The sequence below is a fragment of the Rubinisphaera margarita genome (assembly GCF_022267515.1).
GTDB lineage: Bacteria > Planctomycetota > Planctomycetia > Planctomycetales > Planctomycetaceae > Rubinisphaera > Rubinisphaera margarita.
On sequence record NZ_JAKFGB010000012.1, the window covers coordinates 321,156 to 339,338 of the forward strand.

Consider the following 18,183-nt stretch of genomic DNA (forward strand, 5'->3'; position numbering starts at 1 on the left):
AGGCAGGGCAGATGGGGTGGGATGCATGAAACGACTTAGGGATTAATTGGCCTGGTTACGAAGCTGTTCCTGCTGCAGCCGGAGCTGCTCGAGGCGCGACAGAACCTTGGGCTTCGGCGGAGCCGGCTTTTTCTCGGTTGGCTTCTCTTCAACCTTCGGCTTGGCGACTACGACCGGAGCCGGTTTGTTGATCCGGAGACGACCCGAACCGATGCTGTGAATGATCGGTTCGCCGTTCTCCGTCACCGTAATCTGGCAGAAGAGATTCTTGGTTTCGCCGACCGGTGAAGCCGGGTCAGTCGTGATCGGGAAAACGATCTCGGCATCGTCCTTCGTAATCTCTTTATCCACTGTCGAAGTCTTGGCCGGCAGTCCAACGAGCTTCACCGTTGCCTTGCCTTCAAATGGAGTGAGATTGGTGACTTTCACCTGGAGATCAACCGGAGCGCCCTGCTCTGTCGCAGCTGAGACGAATTCGAGGTTCAAATACTTCTCGGCAACTCTCAGCGTCGCGAAGGGCGTATTGATGGAGATATTCCCATTTCCGACACGAGCAGTTCCCGTCACAGTGATAGCCGATTCCTGAATCGGAGCATTGCCCGAAGCGTTGATCGGAATCAGGGCTTCAGTCTGGCCCTTCTCAATCTTCACCGACCGACTCGAGTTGACTCCGGGCGGGTTCTGAAGGACCTGCACCCGGATTTCTTCATCGAATCCTTCGGCACGGGTGGCCACAACTTTCAGTTGCATCTGCCCGCCGCGAACAAGAGGAACCTTGGGCTGAACGATCTGGATATCGAACGGGACTTTCTCAGTGGTCACGATCGGAATCTGGTCAAGCCGTTCGAGCCAGACGTAATCGTTCTGGTTACGTCCGCGGACCTTCATGTGATGCTGCTCGACAGGTGCGGTGACGACGAGATCCTTGTTGCTGGGATGTGTCCACTGACCGATAACGCGGGCGAACTGACTACCCAGTTCGACATTCTCCTCGGCATGGAACATCAGTGGAACGACACCGTCAGAGGCCCAGTTTTCAGGCGATTCCATCCGCACGCCAGCCGGCAGGTTCTCGGAGATAAACTGAACGGCTCCGCCGAAGTTCTCCCGTTTCACGCTCAGCAGCATCGCGGTGCGACTTCCCTGCGGAATCTCGACATCCGGTTGGACGTAACGCTGTTCTTCGTTCGTTGTAATTTCCATCGCCGGGCTCACCGGAGTCACTTCCACGCGGTAGTGAAAATCGGCACCCCCGTTGTTGAGCTGATCTCGGACGCGGAAATAGAAGTTCCCGTCTGCTGGAGCTTTGAAACGCACCCAGCTGTCAGGACGTTTACGGTCATCGTCGCCGGCGAGTCGTCGGCCATTTTCGTCATATACGTCGATTACGGAATCGATGGCAGAGCGGACCCGGCGGGCGATGACGTCGATATCGACTTCCTGGTCCTTTTTCATGGCCATCTTGAAGTAGTCGGTGTCAGTCTCGGACAGCACGATGCCGTTCGCAGCGGCGGGGATGCTGATCTCGGTTGCCTGAGCACGATCTTCGTTCGGTTCCGTTTCGATCACATTCGGCAACGCGGAGAGCCAGAAGCGATTCGGAGTGGGCGAAGCCGCTGCCCCCTGACCCGCGAAAATTCCGAAGTCGATCTCCTTCTTGGACGGCAAGGTGACCTGCTGCTGGAACGGGCCGGTGACATCGCCATAGAAAGTGACGTTGACCGTTTCTCCCGGCTGTCCACCGGCAGGAACCGTGGCGGTCGGGCGGATGTAGTCACCGACATGGAGCCGGTAGAGCGAAGCACTGTGACCACCGTAGGAGGCGTCTCGAACTTCAACGATGTAGTTGCCGTCTTCAGGAACGATGATCGAAGCGAAACCATCCTGGTAGGTCAAGGCGTGATCGTCGCAGGCCGCCAGTTCAAAGCGTGCTTCGTTCAGGATGGCCACGTAGGGGTCGAAGAAGTTCGCACCCAGGAAGTAGGTTCCCATGCGGAGTCCTTCGACTTCCGCGGTGAGGCGCTGTCCCTTCTTAGCAGGCACGACGAAATAATCGACATCTTCATTGTCGATCTGACCGTGCACGGTCTGATTCATCTCGATCGTGTTGGGAGTCGTGAAGTCGGTATTTGGTTCTTTCTCATTGACGACCGGATAGTTGCCGACGAAGAAGTTGGCGATCTTTGTCAGACCGGTCTTCGTGCGAATTCGCAGCCGATGTGCTCCGAGCGGGGAATCTTCCTTGACCTTCACCTTAGCAGTGACGGTCTTCCCCTTCTTGTCTTCCGGGGCGACCACTCCAGTGATCTCCAGTCCCGGCTCGTAGGAGATGACTTCGACAGCGTCATCCAGCCGGTCGCCTGAAAAGGTGACTTCCACCTCCTGGCCCCGCTGAGCACCGTATGGTGAGAGCCGAGTCAAATCGGGATCGGCAGCAGTCGCTGTCGCAGATTGGCTGACAAACAGTGCAGCCACGATTAACAGACCAGTAACAGCAGGTCGACAGAAAGGCGTATTCCGTCCCATCATGAGCGATTCCCCCCTTGCTCACGGACATTTGCAGCGTATGTAAGTTTTTGGTCGACGAGCGACCCTCCTTCCCAGCGTCAGATGCAGCTGGAAATGGAAAATGTCCCCCGCAGTCCAGTTGAACGCGCAACGGCTGCGGGGGATTGAGATTCAGATTTACGCAAGGATTTCTTTAACGACCTTGCCGCCATCGACGATTTCGATCGGGCGATCGCCAGGTGCCATGATTTCCTTGTCGGCAACGATTCCCATCGTGTGGTAAACCGTCGTGAACAGGTCTTCCGGACCAACTGGATCGGTTTCCGGCTCGGTCGCCGTGGAATCCGAAGTTCCGTACACGAAGCCGCGCTTCACACCACCACCGGCGAGAGCAACACTGAAGACCTTTGGCCAGTGATCGCGGCCGGCGTCTTTGTTGATCTTCGGCGTACGACCGAATTCCGAGGAAACCATGACGAGTGTCTCGTCAAGCAGTCCACGGGAGTCGAGATCGTTGATCAGCGCCGAGAAAGCCTGGTCGAATTCCGGCATCTGCCGCTTGAATCCCGCCACGATTCCGCTGTGCATGTCCCAGCCGCCGTAAGTCAGGTTGACCATGCGGACACCAGCCTCGACCAGACGACGGGCCATCAGCATGCGGGCACCGGCCTGATTACGGCCGTACGAATCCCGCAGCTTGCCGTCTTCCTTTTCGAGATCGAAGGCTTCGCGAGCTTTCGGAGAGCTGATCATCGAGTAGGCCCGCTCGTAGAACGAATCCATGGCGGCCAGCTTATCAGACTTCTCAATGGAGCGGAAATGCTCGTTGACAGCGTCCAGAGCCGAGCGACGGGTCGCGAATCGCGATTCGTCGATGCCGGCATACATATCCAGATCGCGAACCTTGAACCCATTGGAAGCCGGATCGCTACCGAGGCTGAAGGCGGCGTAGGAGGAGCTCAGGTAACCTGTCCCCGCATATTCGTTCGGCTGGTTTGGAATGCAGACGTACGGCGGGAGGTTATTGCGAGGACCGTATTCGTAACTGATGATCGAGCCGATGCTCGGATACTGAAGCGCCGGGCTCGGCCGATATCCAGTGAACATGTTGTGCGTGCCACGTTCGTGGGCGGCTTCACCGTGCGTCATCGAGTTGATGATCGTCAGCTTGTCGGCGATGGCCGCGGTTTTCGGCAGCGATTCGCCGAACAGGTGACCGTCGATTTTGGTTTTGATCTGCTTCATCTCGCCGCGATACTCGATTGGAGCATACGGCTTCGGGTCGAACGATTCCTGCTGAGCCATCCCCCCGGGCAGAAAGATGTGAATGACGGACTTGGCCGTGCCTTCAAAGTTCGAATAATCTTTCAGATCGGCCTGAGCGGACTGAAGGCGGAACAGGTCCGGCAATGTCAGTCCTGCGCCTGCGAGCGCACCGACCGAAAGAAATCCACGCCGAGAAAGTCGTTGGAAATGTGTAGGATTACAGCTACGTGAAGCTTCTACGTGACCCATGCGTGTATCTCCTTGGTTAAATTGGAAGGCTCGAGTCCAGTTCAGGCATGAAGAAGATCGCAGGGAATGCGCAAGTCCCTTCGTTCGTCCCCGTAAAGGTAAGTAGCAACTCGTGGGTCCCCCGACCGACGAATCACCAATTGAGGCAGGCTTGAGGAGGTTTCAGGTAGGTTGTCGACGTTTCAAGTTCGACACTTGTTACATCGGCAATTGAATCAAGCCACACACACCAATTGAGTTTACATATCAATTGAATTGCATGTCAATGAGCCAATTGTCGCAAAACAAGTGTAATTGAGAAATTTTTGCGGGCGCATGGATTTTTCGTCAAGTTTCAATCGGAAAATTTTCCGTGAACTTACTGAGTTGCCGTGATAATCGCGTAGGGACCGGTTTTGTCGATTTTAACGCGGCGGAAGATGTCGGGTAGGTATTCCTCGTACCAGTCGGGCATTTTCGTGACGATCATCAATCGTCCGCGGTGCCGGAGGGAGCGGCGAGCCGTGTCGATGAAGAGCTTTGCAATCGCGAAGTTGGAAAAATAGGGCGGGTTGGCAAGCACGAGGTCGAATTCTCCCTCGGCTTTGAGTTTGCCTGTATGCGTCTGCAGGACCTGAATTCTCTGTTGCTCCTCGTCGGTCAGATTGGATTCGATGTTTCGCATCGTGCTCTGCACGGCTCGGGCATTGGAATCGATCGCGGTGACCCGGCCCCGTTTCATCGACATCACCGCGGCGATGCCGACTGCACCACAGCCGCAACCGATATCCAGAACCTGCATGCCGTCCTTAATTGTCATGGCTTTCATCAGTGCCCAGGCCCCGGCGTCAAGTCGACGATGACTGAAGACACCCGGTCGGGTTGTCAGGGTCAACTCCCGTTCATTGAAGACGACGGGGAACTGAGCCGTGAAGTCTCGCTCTTTCTTCAGTGGAGACGTTTTGACGATCGAGTAAATGACGCCGCGGCGTTTGGGGGTGCGGGTGACTTTCTTGTGCAGAGCCTGCATCTGCTCGTGCAGCCACGTGTCGTTCGGAGAGTTGACGGCACAGTACAGAGTGCCCTGATGCTTCAGCCGCTGGTAAGCCTGCTGCATCAGGTCCCGGGTCAGCTCGGCGTCTCCCTGATTGTGGACAGGGATGCAGGCGACATCAAACTCCCGGTCCGGCAGATCGGGAGCGCAGATGACGAGGGGAGCATGGTCTGCTTCAGCCCAGTACTCCTCGCAGAGAGAGGCATAATGAGAGTCGAGGTAATGACAGCAGACATCCGCCCCGGCGTTCTCGCTGGCAAGAAACCCGGCCAGCTGACCGCGTCCATGGCTGGTGCAGAGGATCCGCCCGGCTTTGAGCGAGACGAGATGCTCGATGAGCAACTGCTCCTCGGTTCGCGGGGGAATGTAGGGAATCTCATCCTCGAACTGGGGAGCCTGCTGCTTGCGACGTCGTCGCTTCTGCGCCATTAAAATGTCTTCCTGCTGTCGATCATCAACGTGACCGGGCCTTCGTTAACGAGTGAAACACGCATCTCCGCCTGAAACTGTCCTGTTTCGACCTTAACCCCCTGCCCTCGAAGCTCGGCGACGAACTCCTGGTAGAACTGGTTAGCCTGCGTTGGAGGGGCCGCTTCGATAAAGCTGGGCCGCCGGCCTTTGCGGCAGTCGCCGAAGAGCGTGAACTGACTGATCACCAGGGCTGCTCCTCCGACGTCGATCAGGGATCGATTCATCTTCCCTGCCTCGTCGTGGAAGATTCGCAGCGTCGCGACCTTCTCCGCCATCCAGATGGCATCTTTCGCCGTGTCGTCCTGCCCAACTCCGAGCAAAACCATGAGCCCCGGGCCGATCTGTCCGACGATATTCTCGTCCACTTCTACGGACGAGGACGAAACACGTTGGACGACGGCACGCATGAAGACAGATTCGAAAATTCAGTTCGCGCAGGCCACAATTGAGCTTGGCGGAGGGGGTGGAAACGGATTTGCAGGTCGCTGCCGGGAATGTTCAGCCGACATTTTCCATCTGGCGAAGATACTCCAGCAGACGATCACGTTCATTAGTCAGATGCCGCACACGCAGCAGTGAACGAACGCGAGTCAGCAGTTCCAGGCGATGAATCGGTTTCGAAAGAAAGTCGTCTGCGCCGGCTTCGACGGCTTTTTCGATATCTGCGGAATCCCGCAGAGCCGTCACGATCAGAACCGGGATCGATTTGGTTTTCTCGTCCCGTTTGAGTTGATGGCAGACTTCGAACCCACTCATTTTGGGCATCATGATGTCGAGCAGAATCAGATCCGGCTGAAACGCGGCCACTTGTTCCAGAGTTGCCTGACCATCTTCGGCCATGGCAATTTCGTAGTCTTCTTCGCCGAGGTAGGCGTCGATCAACTCGCGATTCTGAGGGTTATCGTCGGCGATCAGAATTCGGTTCGGCAGCTTCTTATCGGTCATATCCGGTGAATCCCATCGGGAAGCAGGAGAATAGCCGTACAGAGACGGTGTCGGGGCGAAAAACGCATCCAGCATTCTGGGGACTCGGCTACTGGGTTCCGAACCAGTCACACGCCGCAATCCATGCCCGGGTACGTTGCGGGAGATCGGTCTGTCCAGACAGTGCCAGTGCAGACAGATGCCCCCGCAGCATTCGTAAATTATCGGACTCGTCGACATCATACCAGAGTGGCAGCGTTTTCATCGTCAGCCCGGACTCGAAAATTCTCGCTGTAGTCTGCTGGAGCACGTCGGGGCTGCTCCAGTTGACTCCCTCGAACAGCGGAGAATGAGGACGTCTGAGCCCAAGCAGATAGTATCCGCCGTCCGCGGAGGGACCAACCACGCAATCTGTCGACGTGAGCAGGTCAAAGGCTTCGGTCAGATATTCCCTGGGAAGCGTGGGGCTGTCGGTCCCGATTACGACAGTTCGCCTGGTGATTCCATCGGAGAACGCGTGCTCGAAGAACGAGGCCAGACGTTGGCCGAGGTTTGTTTCGGGTTGCGACCAGAGTTCGGCCGATTCGAGATTCGTAGAATGAAGCCAGTCGTTGACGCGGTCTCCTGCCGGACTGTGAGCTAGGATTGTTTTTGAGGCGAGCGAACCGAAGCGGTCCAGGATGTCGGCGACGAAACAGGCGTAGAGTTCCGCTGCCCGCTCGTTGCCGACAGCAGCCCCCAGACGGGATTTCACTTTCCCCGGGGTAGGACGTTTCAGAAAGATGCCGAGCGACGAGTAAGGGATATCGGGATTCATGCGGTCTTTCTCTGGGCGAGCTTCTGTCGCGAGAGGTTGGGAACAGGTCTGTGAAGGTCTGTCTACGAGACCGGTAAAGTTGGGGAAAAAGAGAGCGAATCAATTGCAACGCCCTCCGGCATCAACGTATTCTTATTGGAATCGCGAGAAGTACGACTGCGGGATTTGCGGAGGTTTTCTCCGGCGGATTCGCGTTAGCGAATTGTTCTCAGTACGTTCGCCGATACCATTGAAGTTACGAACTGACATTACCACGTTCCTAACAGGTACTGTTTCCTTTCAGACAAATCGATCCGAGTTGTCGTACCTGCGGTCCGGAATGAGTTACTGATGTGATCGCCGTCGTATCGCGGTCACAGAGATTTTCGACATCCAGACTCTGTTGTACAGGCAACTCGTCCGTCCGTCCTTCTGAGACGTCCGCGAGCCCGGCCATTCGTGTAGCGGCTACTCTCATGAGAAACGTCGTCGAGGGCCAACGGAGAGGGATGCGATCTTATGAGCCCGACAACCATGAACGCGTTTGCAGAAGCTCTAAAAAAGAGCGGATTGATTTCGGAGGACCGATATCAGGCTCGCATGGCGGACCTGGAGGCATCCAATGTCAATCTGGGAGATGCCCGGCAAACGGCTCGCGCGTTCATCGACTCCGGCGACATCACGACCTGGCAGGCGGAAAAACTGCTCGCCGGCAAGCATAAGGGGTTCTTTCTCGGAAAGTACAAACTCCTGAAACTCCTCGGCCGTGGCGGCATGAGTGCCGTTTATCTGGCCGAGCACTCCGTGATGAAACGTCATTGCGCGATCAAGGTGCTCCCTTCCAGTCGGGTGAATGACACGTCATATTTGGGGCGGTTCCATCTCGAAGCCCAGGCGGCAGCCTCCCTGGACGATCCGCACATCGTGCGAGCCTACGACGTCGATCATTTCAGCGACGGCAAAGCAGATGTCCATTTTCTCGTCATGGAATACGTGGAGGGACGCAATCTCCATGAAGTGATCATGCAGGATGGTCCCCTTGATCCGGTGGATGCCGCGGAGCATATCCGCCAGGCGGCGAAGGGGCTTCAGCACGCCCACGAAGAGGGCCTGGTTCACCGCGATATCAAACCGGGGAACCTGCTGCTCGATCAGAAAGGCGTTGTCAAAATCCTCGATATGGGACTGGCGCGGTTCTTCAACGAGAGTGATGACAAGTCTCTCACCATCCAGCATGACGAACGCGTTCTGGGAACCGCCGACTTTCTGGCGCCCGAACAGGCGATCAACAGTCACAATGTTGATTCCCGAGCGGATATCTACAGCCTGGGATGCACCTTCTACTTCCTTCTGACGCGACACGCTCCGTTCGAACAGGGAAGTCTCGCTCAACGATTGATGGCTCATCAGACGCAGGAGCCGCCGGCGATCTCGACGTATCGGACCGACGTTCCGGAGTCACTGACGCAGATCATCGAAAAGATGATGGCGAAAAAAGCCGACGACCGTTTTCAGACGGCTGAAGAGATCTCGTCGGCTTTGAAAGACTGGATCTCGGCCAACGCCGATCAGGAATGGCTTGAAGAGCACGAAAAACAATGGGAGTCGACGGGACGAAGAACGATCTCCTCCGCTGCTCCGCCGAAGATCTCCGAGTCGATGGAAGTGGCTCCGGCCACCGATGAGTTTGGTGACTTCCTGACGATGATCGGCAACGACACGACTGATTCCGATCGCGGACTGCTCGGCGGTCCGCGATCGGGAGGAAAGTCCGGGAAGAAGCTCTCGGGCATCAGCAGGCAGCCGAAGTCAGATTCCGGCTCCAGCCTGAATCCAGCCGACATTTCCCTCGATGAGAAAGAGTCGGGGCGGCGGGCCGCGAAATCAAGTGGCGGGCTATCTGCGATTCCGTCGGACTCAGCGATCCCCGCCGGTTCGAATGTGGTCGAAGCCGAGCCGGAACCTGTTCCCTCACAGCCGGCTTCGCGAAAGCGGCGAGCTGCGGCCGTCTCTCCGCTGGATAAGGCGAAGAACTGGCTTCAGGCAAATCCTAAAATGGCGACGGGCATTGGTGTCGCGGTTCTGGCCCTGGTACTTGCTCCGCTCTTTTTCTCGGGCGGTGATACTCCCGATACGCCAAATGGCAGCAATCAACAGGGGGGCGGCTCTTCGGCTGCTGCGGTTCCTAATACGCCGCCGGAGATGCCCGAAGACGCACCGATTGTGGGCGTGCAGATGACGATCGGTGAGGGAGGAACGTTCCCGACAATCACCAAAGCATTCGAGTATCTCAAGACGCAGGACAATCAGTTCTACTCGGATGAGCGTCGGATGATCATCAAAGCGGGCACCGAGCTGAATGAATCGGTCGAACTGATCGATCCGCCGATCGGATTCCCAAGTCGCATGCGCATCCTCCCCGAGTCGGAAAAGCCGATTGTCTGGAAGGGAGCGGAGGGATCAACCATTCTGCGGTTGCAGAATGTGGAAGGTCTCATCCTCGAGAACATTCATTTTCAGGCACAGAACAGTAACGAAGCGATTTACATCGCGGAACGCTGTCCGGGACTCGTACTGCGAAACTGCCGAATCGAAGGATACACGCAGGTCGGCGTCGACATGGCGGGAGTTGCCGGGCTCTATAGTACGCCCTGCCGCCTCGACCGCTGCACGATCCGCTCGGATGTCGAATCCTCCGTGGGAGTCGTCCTTCGCAGTGGTGAAGCTACCTGTGAGAGTATCGACGTCACGAATTGCCGATTTGTCGGTCCGGCGCAGGCCGGCTTCATCTGCCGCACCGATCTGGTTCGGTGGCTGAACATTCAGGAATCGACATTCCGTGATCTGGTGACCGGAATTCAGGTCGACACACCTCAGCCGACGCTCGAGTCGGTCGTCCTCAGTAACAATACCTTTGCTTCCTGTGGAACAGCGATTGAGTTCCAGTCGGTGCCGGCTGACAACAGCAACGCCCTGGTGTTGAGCCGTAATCTCTTTGTGGACTCCAGGCAGGCCGACTTCACTGTCCGACAGGATGGAAATCTGGATCAGCTGACCGGAGTCATCCAGGCCAATCCTCCCGGGACCGCCTGGAACTGGACGACGAAAGCAAAGCCGGCCGAGGGAACCGCGGCTGCGATCGCCTTCGGTGAGAACTCGAAGTTCGATGTGAAAGACATCGAATTCAGGTCGACCGATGCCGAGAAGTGGGAATACCTGAAGCCCGCCAACGGCAAGGGGCGAATCCCCGGAGCCCAGGGATACAAGCCCTACGTCGGAGCGGTCTCGCCTTAGCGATTCCAACCCAGATCCTGCTCCAGAGCTTCAAGCAGCTGGCGGAACCGGCGCTGGTGCTGCCCCTCCCCGGGACGCCCGTTGGCGATGATCACGACGCTGCAGTCGCGTTCTGGATCGGCGAAACCGATCGCACACTGAGAGCCGCCGTGACCGTACGCTCGCGGCGAAGCGGCATCGCCGAATCCATAAGGAACCGTCTCGGCACCGTATCTCTTGGAATCGAGAATCAGGCCGAGCCCATAATCCACAGTGTGCTGCAATGTCTGGTCGAACTCCCCTTTCCGGTGTGGCTGAGTCATCTGCTCCAGGGAAGCGGATTTCAGAACATGCCCCGCACGCCCTGCTCCGTTGTTCCGGAGCATGTCGTAGAATCGCCGGAGATCGCCAGCCGGTCCGCGAAAGCTTGAACCCGGAGACGGGGTCGTTGCGTGCTTTCGCTCCAACAGCAGGCTCGGCTTCAACGCTCCCTTCGCGCGATCGAAAAGCGTAAGGTGTTCTTCAATGTTTTCGGGCTCGGCGATGCTGCGAGTTTCGTTCATCGCGCAAGGCTGCAGAATGTTCTGATCAATGTAGTCGGGGAAGGTCGTACCGCTGAGCTGTTCGATGATCGCACCCAGCAGGAACCAGCTTGTCGAAGGAAGATAAGCGGCTCGGAGAGACGCCGGATCGCCTTCCGCCGTTTTCTTCTGAATCGTCTTCGCGGCTTCCTGAAGGTCGGCGGGAGGCCAGCCGGAATGAACTTCCGGTAGCCGAGAGAAGTGCGACAGCAGTTGAGCGAGAGTGGCAGTCCCGAGCCACTCCGGGAAACCGGGAAAGAATCGCTGGAGCGGATCGGAGACCTGCAGATCACTCCGTTCCTGAAGCTGGAGGATGGCTGCGGCGGTGATCGGCTTCGCGGAAGAAAGCCAGAACATCGGATCGGCGGGCTTCAGTTGGCGGGTCTCATCGGTGAATCCGACAGCGTCGTCGAACTCGGCTTCTCCGATTGATACACTCACCTGAACTCCCCGATGGAGGTTCTTGTCGATCCCTTGTTCTGCGACTTCTCGGAAACGCGGAAAATCCATCTCTCTGGTCCTGTCAGTGGTCGTTACGAGTTCAAGTATGCTGAGTGATTCTCAACGCCAGTTTGCGCTTCGCATTGTCGATCGTCTTGCCGATGCCGGCTTTGAAGCCTACTGGGCAGGAGGATGTGTCCGCGATCTGCTGATGAATATCCCGCCCAAAGACTACGATGTCGCCACCAGTGCCACACCCGAACAGGTTCGCACTCTGTTCGGCAAACGCAGCACACTGGCGATCGGAGAGAGTTTCGGCGTAATTGTGGTTATTGGCCCCAGAGACGAATCAGGCGAGCATCTCAAAGTGGAGGTGGCGACCTTCCGAACCGATGGCTCGTATTCCGACGGACGACGACCGGATACGGTCACCTTCTCTTCGCCCCGGGAAGACGCCCTTCGTCGCGATTACACGATCAACGGAATGTTCTACGATCCGATTCGCAAAGGTGTCCTCGATTATGTCGGCGGCCAGGAAGATCTCAAGCGTCGCGTGATCCGTTCCATTGGGGATCCAGCGGCCCGGATCGCCGAAGATAAGTTGCGAATGCTGCGCGCCGTACGGTTTACGGCTCGTTTCGACTTTGAACTCGATTCAGCGACTGCTGCTGCGATTTGCCATCAGGCTGCCGAACTGAAAGCCGTGAGCCCGGAGCGAATCGCTCAGGAACTGAGAGCCACACTGGCGCATCCGAATCGGGCACGTGCCTGCGAATTGTTGATATCGCTGGGACTGATGCCGGTCATCCTGCCGGAACTCGCGCCAATCGCGGGATCTGAGTATTGGGCGGAGACGATCACACTCTGGAGGCTTCAGAAGATCGATAGCTTTGAACTTGCGCTGGCGATTCTGCTGCGTGGGCTTCACGGGAAAGTCGATCCCGACTCCTCGGCACGGTCGCCGGACACGATGGTCGAGTCGATCTGTCGGCGCCTGCGGTTATCGAATCGAGAGTGTGACGAAATCAGCTGGCTCGTTGAGCATCAACAGGATCTCGACGATGCCGCGAATCTGCCGCTCCACCTTCTGAAGACCCTGCTGCATCATCGCAGCCGCGATCTGTTGCTGGAGTGGACTCGCGTTCGTGCCGTCGGCGTTGGACAGGAATCATCAGGCTTCGACTTTTGCGAGCACTATCTGCAGTCGACTCCGCCGGAACGACTCGATCCCCCACCCTGCGTAACGGGAGCCGATCTGATCTCCGCGGGTCTTCGCCCCGGGCCTGAATTCTCCGAGATGCTCGCCCGTGTCCGCCGCGCTCAGCTGGATGAGCAGATCCGCACTCGAGAAGAAGGGCTGGAGCTGCTCGGCCTGCAGAACGACTGATCTCTCAAAACGTGACTCCACCGCGGAACATGAAGGCCGGGTCCTGGTCGAAGTCGCCCATACCGGAGTCGTATTCAATCGTCCGCCCGAAGACGAGGCCAGCTTCCCAGAAGAGTTCCCGGTTCTCAGGGCGTTTGAATTCCATCCCGCCGAGTAACCGGTAGTCGCGGATCGTCAGGATATCGTCGGTCTGATTGGCCCGTTCGACCGCCCAGCTTCCCCCCCCGAATTCGCCGGCAATATAGACCCAGCGTTCATTCTCCCCTTCACAGGAGAGACGCTTGAGGACTCGGGGCCGCGGAAAGGACACTTCAAATCGCAGGTCGGAGTCTGGCGAGTAGATCACGCCGACGGCCGGCAGGATTGAGACATCTTCCCGATCGAGATAGACAACGCCGAACATCCATTGTGTTTCTTTGGAAGGCATAAAGATCGCCAGAGCGTGTCCAGTAACCCGGATACTGTCGGAAGACGTGTTCCGAAAGTCGCTGGCAACTCCAGGCGTGACGACGACCTGCCCGATCCAGGTTGGCGAGAACGGCATCATCCCCATGATGCTGAGTGAAGCCCGATGCAGCGTCTCGGGAACGTCGGTCGTCAGTGGTCCATTCAGAAAGGTCATCTGATAGCGGGGAGACATGCTCAGAAACGGGAGCCGCGGGCTGCCAATTTTCATTCCGATACTGAAGTCGGTGATGCCGAAATCGTCACCTGACCCGGGGATCGTAGTCGCAGTCAACGAAGTCGACTTCAATTTGATCCAGGGTGCCTCGTTCTTCTCCAGACAGCCCGGTTCGGCAGGAAGCAGCTCTGGCGACGTGGTCCCGTCGGCTGCGTCGTAAGCTTCGTCGAGCGAATTCCCGAGCACCGCGAAATCATCGGTATAAGACGCAAGGACGGTTTCCTGGGGAGGTTCTGGAACTCCGGTGTAGTCTGGTTCCTCATAGCCCAGAGAGCGAGTCTCCGATTCGATCTCGAAGGCTTCACTATGGCCGGGCGGGATAGCACTCGGGGCCTGCTCTGCGGCAAGCGGTGAAGGTGCGGAGAGCTTCTGCCGGAAGTCATCGGTAAGAATTGTGACCGGAAGCTGGGTCGAGTCCTGCGTAACCGGTTCCAGCACATGGAAACTGCGGACAGTTCCTGCGGGCTGCGCCGCAACCGTGCTGGCAAACAGAGCCGGCAGTACGACAACCAGCCAGAACGCGCGAGGGGGATTCATGGACAGTCCGGCGGGAAGGGAGACGAGGGGTGAGGGGGGCATTTCATATGCCTTCCCGTTCCGTACTGTCAACCTCGACCGCCAGAGTGTCAGTCTTACAATGGACCTCAATCTTCAGTTCTTCTGATCCGCCCCGCTTAAACTCCGACGAAATGCTTCTTCAAGTTCCCGATATTCCGGCGGAGCAGGCATGATGGTGGGAGCGAACTCGTCTCTCGATTCCCGATCGGTCGCCGCTCCCTCGCGGGTGCTTCGCTCGCCATCGAGTCGCAGATTGCGGAGCATCTCGTTGAACTGCTGCTGCTTGAGATCTGGCGTGCCCTCATCGTTTTGCTGGCGAAGGTAATCGGCCATCCGCTGCTGGAATTGTTTCAGGTTGTCCTCGGTCCAGTTCAGATCCTCAAGCAGTTCCGGATCAACATCACCTCGTTTCAGATCCTCTTCGATCTCTTTCAGGACCAGCTCGGCGGCTTTTCGACGATCTTCCAGCGACTCCGCACTAGAGGGAGTCGAGGGCCCGGTGCCTTCTCCTCCGCCATTGTCCGCGGGCGCGGCGGGATTCTGTGCGTCTCCCTCGCCGACACCACCGGGACCAGGTCCCCCTTCGGGATCGGGAGCCGCTGTTCGACCGTTGCTCTCACCGCCAGGTTGAGGCGAACCCTTTCCGCGCGGACCATCTTCCATCGGCGGACTTGCCTTACCGGGCTGACCGTCGCCTGGGCTCGGCTTGTTGCCGTTTCCGTTCTGTCCCTGGCCGTCCTGCGACTTCTGACCATCGGACTTGTTGCCGTCTGACTTTTGACCGTCCGACTTCTGTCCATCTGATTTTTGATCGCCTGGCTGTTGATTGTCAGGCTGCTTGCCGTTATCGGGTTGTTCGTTGGAGGGCATTTCGTCCGACGGCGTTCCCTCCGAAGGTTTGCCATCGGAGGGTTTTCCATTCGGATTCTGATCGGTCGGACTGTTTCCCGGTTGTTTCGAGTCATTCGGATTCGGTGGCATCTGATCTCCCGGCTTCCCATCGGCGGGAGCAGGTTTACCAGGTTCGGTTTGCTGATTGTTCGGCGACTGCTGTGGTGTTCCCTTCTGCTCCTCGGCCGGTTTCATGGGCGCATCGGAAGGGGAATCGCCTGGCTGCCCGGCGTCCGGGTTCTGCGAATCCTGGCTGGGCTGTGACGTGCCGTCCTGCGACTTTGAAGGCTGAGTCTGCCCTGGTTGGGAGGGCTGATCCGATGGCGGCTGATTCTCTGGAGGAGTTGGCTGGTTCGGATCGCCGGACGGAGGCTGCATCTGGTCTTGCGGAGCGTCGACGTTCCCCGGTGGTTTCTGTGCCGGCGGCGACTTCGGGTCGCCGTTCGGGTCCCGTTCCATCGCACCTTCTTCAGTCCCCTCGCCCGGTTTTGATTCACCCTGCCCCGGCTCTTTTGACGGCTCTTTCTCGCCGTTCATTTCTTCTTCCGGAGTCGCGGGCCGTTTCTCGCCTTCTTCATTACCCGGCTGCTTGTTCATCGCATCCGAGTTCGGCTTCTGCTGCGTTCCCGTCGGATTCTGGCTGGGATCGTCGGCGGGAGCCATTGTTTCCCCGGGAGCATTCTCTTCCGAGGATTCCTCCCCTGGTTTCATGCCCTCCTCAGTCGTCTCGCCCGGCTTCTGGCCTTCCTTCGGCATCGAGTCGGAAGGATCGTCTCCAGGCTCGTTCTCGGATGGGGAAGGCGAGTCGCCTTTTTGATTGGATGGCTGCTCCGAGGACGGTTTGTCCGACTTTGGCTGCGAATCGGAGGGGGGCTCCCCAGGCTGATTCGGTTCGGCTTCCTGATCCGGCTGGCCATTCTTTTCCGGCATGTTCTGCCCATTGGGATCATTCTTCGATTCCGGAGACTCCGAGGGATTATCGCCCGGCTCGTTGGGTTGAATCGGATCCTGCGGCTGGTTCTGCTTTTCCTTCATCCGTTCGATCAGCTTCTCAAGCACGAGGTCATCGTCCTCGCCTTCCGGACTGAACGTCGGCTCGTCGGACTTCTGGCCGTCTTCCGATTTCTCACCGTTCTTCTGCTGTCCGGACTCGTCCTGTTTGCCCTTCTCCGATTTCTTCGACTGCTGACCTTTTCCTTTCCGGGAGTCTTCGGCCGGCTGTTGACTTTCCGTACTCTGATCGCCGTCGGCGCCTTCGCTCTGGTTCTGTTCGTCTTCCGTCTGGTTTTCCCTGGGCATGTCTTCCGTGGTCGATGGCTCGTCGGGCGTCATTTCTTCCGATGCAGCCGGATCGGCGTTGTTCTCCGAAGCTTCTGCGACCTTCTTTTTCTCTTCTTCCGCCTGCTTCTCCGCTTCTGCGGGATCGACTGGATCCAGAATCTGCAGACGCAACTTCGGTGTTGAACGCCGGTTGGGATGCGGCAGCCGGTTGTCGCGGGCTTCGACCCAGAAGGAAACCGTTTCACCTGGAGAGACCGGCAGCCGTTCCAGATCCAGAGTATGCGTGGTGCGAATCGCCTGCTTTCCGGCGGCATCAATCAGTTCGCTGGAGACAATCTGTCCCTGCTTCTCGACCTGTACGGAAAGCCCGGAAAGTTCGAAGTCGGGATCGAAGGCTTCGATCAACAACGGCAGCGCGACATTGATCGGTCGACTGAGATCTGAGACTGGAGAAAGGAGCCGGACTTCCGGCCGCTCATCGGGACGAATGAGAATTGCATGCAGCGGCGGAGCGGGATCGTTGGCCCCGTCCTCGCTTTCGCATTGAATGCTGTAGAATCGCGGGTAGGTTCCGTCGTCCTGAATCTTGAGGGCCCATTCTCCCTGCAACCGGGTCGGAGTGCTCAGAGTCAGCGGAAGTTGACCCGAGCGGTCCCCGGGATCCTCGGAGCTGTAGAGCTGAATCCAGGCCTTGGTGACCGCAATGTTCGTCTGGGCTTTCAGGCGGACTTTCGAGCCCTCCAGTCCATCGATTGCTCCGCCAGGCTGACGATACGGTTGCCGCCCGGTGTAGGTCGGCGGCTCGATCATGATCGATTCAATCGCGGCTCGGGGAGCAGGTTTCACGCTTAACATGTAAGTCGGACTGCGTCCATCGCCGGCCTGAAGATGATAGGTCGTCGTCTGATCCACGCCCCGGCCGTTTTCGCCGGTGATCACGCCGATGTATCGCCCCAGTCCCTCGTCGGTTTGATGAAGTTCGATCCGTTCATCGACGATACGGCGGTCCTCGGTCGAGTAGATCAGCCAGACCTTCTCCGGAGCTTTGCCGTCGATGTAAGCCGAAACTTCAACATGGCTGCCAGCCGTGACCTGTCCGCTGCCGGGTTGCACATCGAGAATTCGCGTTTGCGTCGGAGCGACGGCAGTCGTCCATGGAAAGAGAATCCGCTGCAGCGAGGCCAGCGAACTCTTCGGCGAGAGAAACGAGTAGCCGAAGAAGATGATCGTCGCGGCCAGGAGAACGTACAACCGGTGGAGCAGCGTCGTTCGATCGATGGCGTGTTCGACATCCAGTTCGTTGAGCGTAAGAGCGGCCCGCTTTTCGAGACTTCCTCGAATGGCTGCGGATGCAGGTCGAGAATGATAATCGAGATCAACCAGAGTCATCAGGTTATTGGCGAAGCCCGTATCGGCACGTTCGAGCGTTCGAGCAGCGAACAGCGAACTGATGTTTCGGCCCGAGACGCCTCGGAAGAAATAAACTGCGGGAACGACCAGACAGGCCAGAATGGCCATGCAGCCGAGCCAGCGCAGGGCCAACGGCAGCCCTTGGGCAAACCCCCAGTGATCGAGCAGAACGAACAGCAGCGACGTGAGCAGGAGCGCAGCGGCAGCGGTCGACAGCAGCATCATCACATCGATCTGACGGATCAACGATTGCGTGCGGCGAATCTGAAAGACGATGTAGTCGGCGAAATCGACATACTTCGGCGGTGTCAATTCTTCCGTGCCAGCCATGGTCACCTGTTCCACTTGGATTTCTTGAGCAAATCTGGCTCACATTGGCGGAGACAATCCGTCCCGTCATTATATCTTTTCGACGGACCAGAGTCAGAAAAT

At 57.7% G+C, this 18,183-nt stretch carries 11 protein-coding genes; 2 read left to right on the forward strand and 9 right to left on the reverse strand.

Annotated features, from left to right (window positions below; translation table 11 throughout):
- Positions 1-42 precede the first annotated feature (42 nt).
- The 6 genes from L1A08_RS09835 to L1A08_RS09860 form a co-directional block, all read right to left on the reverse strand.
- Positions 43-2,475, reverse strand: coding sequence for a peptidase (locus L1A08_RS09835; RefSeq protein ID WP_238756171.1), 2,433 nt, complete (start codon positions 2,473-2,475; stop codon positions 43-45).
- Positions 2,476-2,685: 210 nt separating this feature from the next.
- Positions 2,686-4,023, reverse strand: coding sequence for a DUF1501 domain-containing protein (locus L1A08_RS09840; RefSeq protein WP_390896856.1), 1,338 nt, complete (start codon positions 4,021-4,023; stop codon positions 2,686-2,688).
- Positions 4,024-4,381: 358 nt separating this feature from the next.
- Positions 4,382-5,485: a methyltransferase gene (locus L1A08_RS09845; RefSeq protein WP_238756173.1), complete on the reverse strand. Its 1,104-nt coding sequence runs from the start codon at positions 5,483-5,485 to the stop codon at positions 4,382-4,384.
- Positions 5,485-5,934 (reverse strand): D-aminoacyl-tRNA deacylase, encoded by a 450-nt coding sequence (dtd, locus tag L1A08_RS09850; protein ID WP_238756174.1) that lies wholly within the window; start codon positions 5,932-5,934, stop codon positions 5,485-5,487. The genes L1A08_RS09845 and dtd overlap by 1 nt, the downstream gene beginning before the upstream one ends.
- Positions 5,935-6,025: 91 nt before the next feature.
- Positions 6,026-6,472: a response regulator gene (locus L1A08_RS09855; RefSeq protein ID WP_390896873.1), complete on the reverse strand. Its 447-nt coding sequence runs from the start codon at positions 6,470-6,472 to the stop codon at positions 6,026-6,028.
- Positions 6,473-6,560: 88 nt separating this feature from the next.
- Positions 6,561-7,268 carry a TIGR04282 family arsenosugar biosynthesis glycosyltransferase gene (locus L1A08_RS09860; RefSeq protein WP_238756178.1) on the reverse strand — a complete coding sequence of 236 codons (708 nt, stop codon included), beginning with the start codon at positions 7,266-7,268 and terminating at the stop codon, positions 6,561-6,563.
- 498 nt (positions 7,269-7,766) lie between these two features.
- Between L1A08_RS09860 and L1A08_RS09865 the strand changes: the two genes are divergently transcribed.
- Positions 7,767-10,541, forward strand: coding sequence for a serine/threonine-protein kinase (locus L1A08_RS09865; protein ID WP_238756179.1), 2,775 nt, complete (start codon positions 7,767-7,769; stop codon positions 10,539-10,541).
- Here the strand turns inward: L1A08_RS09865 and L1A08_RS09870 are convergent.
- Entirely contained in the window at positions 10,538-11,611 is a 1,074-nt protein-coding gene (locus L1A08_RS09870) for a serine hydrolase domain-containing protein (protein WP_261362814.1), read from the reverse strand. The genes L1A08_RS09865 and L1A08_RS09870 overlap by 4 nt on opposite strands.
- A gap of 37 nt (positions 11,612-11,648) precedes the next feature.
- Here L1A08_RS09870 and L1A08_RS09875 point away from each other — a divergent pair, with 37 nt between their 5' ends.
- Positions 11,649-12,929: a CCA tRNA nucleotidyltransferase gene (locus tag L1A08_RS09875; RefSeq protein ID WP_238756181.1), complete on the forward strand. Its 1,281-nt coding sequence runs from the start codon at positions 11,649-11,651 to the stop codon at positions 12,927-12,929.
- A gap of 4 nt (positions 12,930-12,933) precedes the next feature.
- Here L1A08_RS09875 and L1A08_RS09880 read toward each other — a convergent pair whose 3' ends face one another.
- Positions 12,934-14,148, reverse strand: a complete 1,215-nt coding sequence (locus tag L1A08_RS09880; RefSeq protein ID WP_238756182.1) for a DUF6268 family outer membrane beta-barrel protein — start codon at positions 14,146-14,148, stop codon at positions 12,934-12,936.
- A gap of 114 nt (positions 14,149-14,262) precedes the next feature.
- The gene (locus tag L1A08_RS09885) at positions 14,263-18,081 is read right to left on the reverse strand and encodes a hypothetical protein (RefSeq protein WP_238756183.1); all 3,819 of its coding nucleotides are present in this window, start codon (positions 18,079-18,081) and stop codon (positions 14,263-14,265) included.
- Between the last annotated feature and the right edge of the window lie 102 nt (positions 18,082-18,183).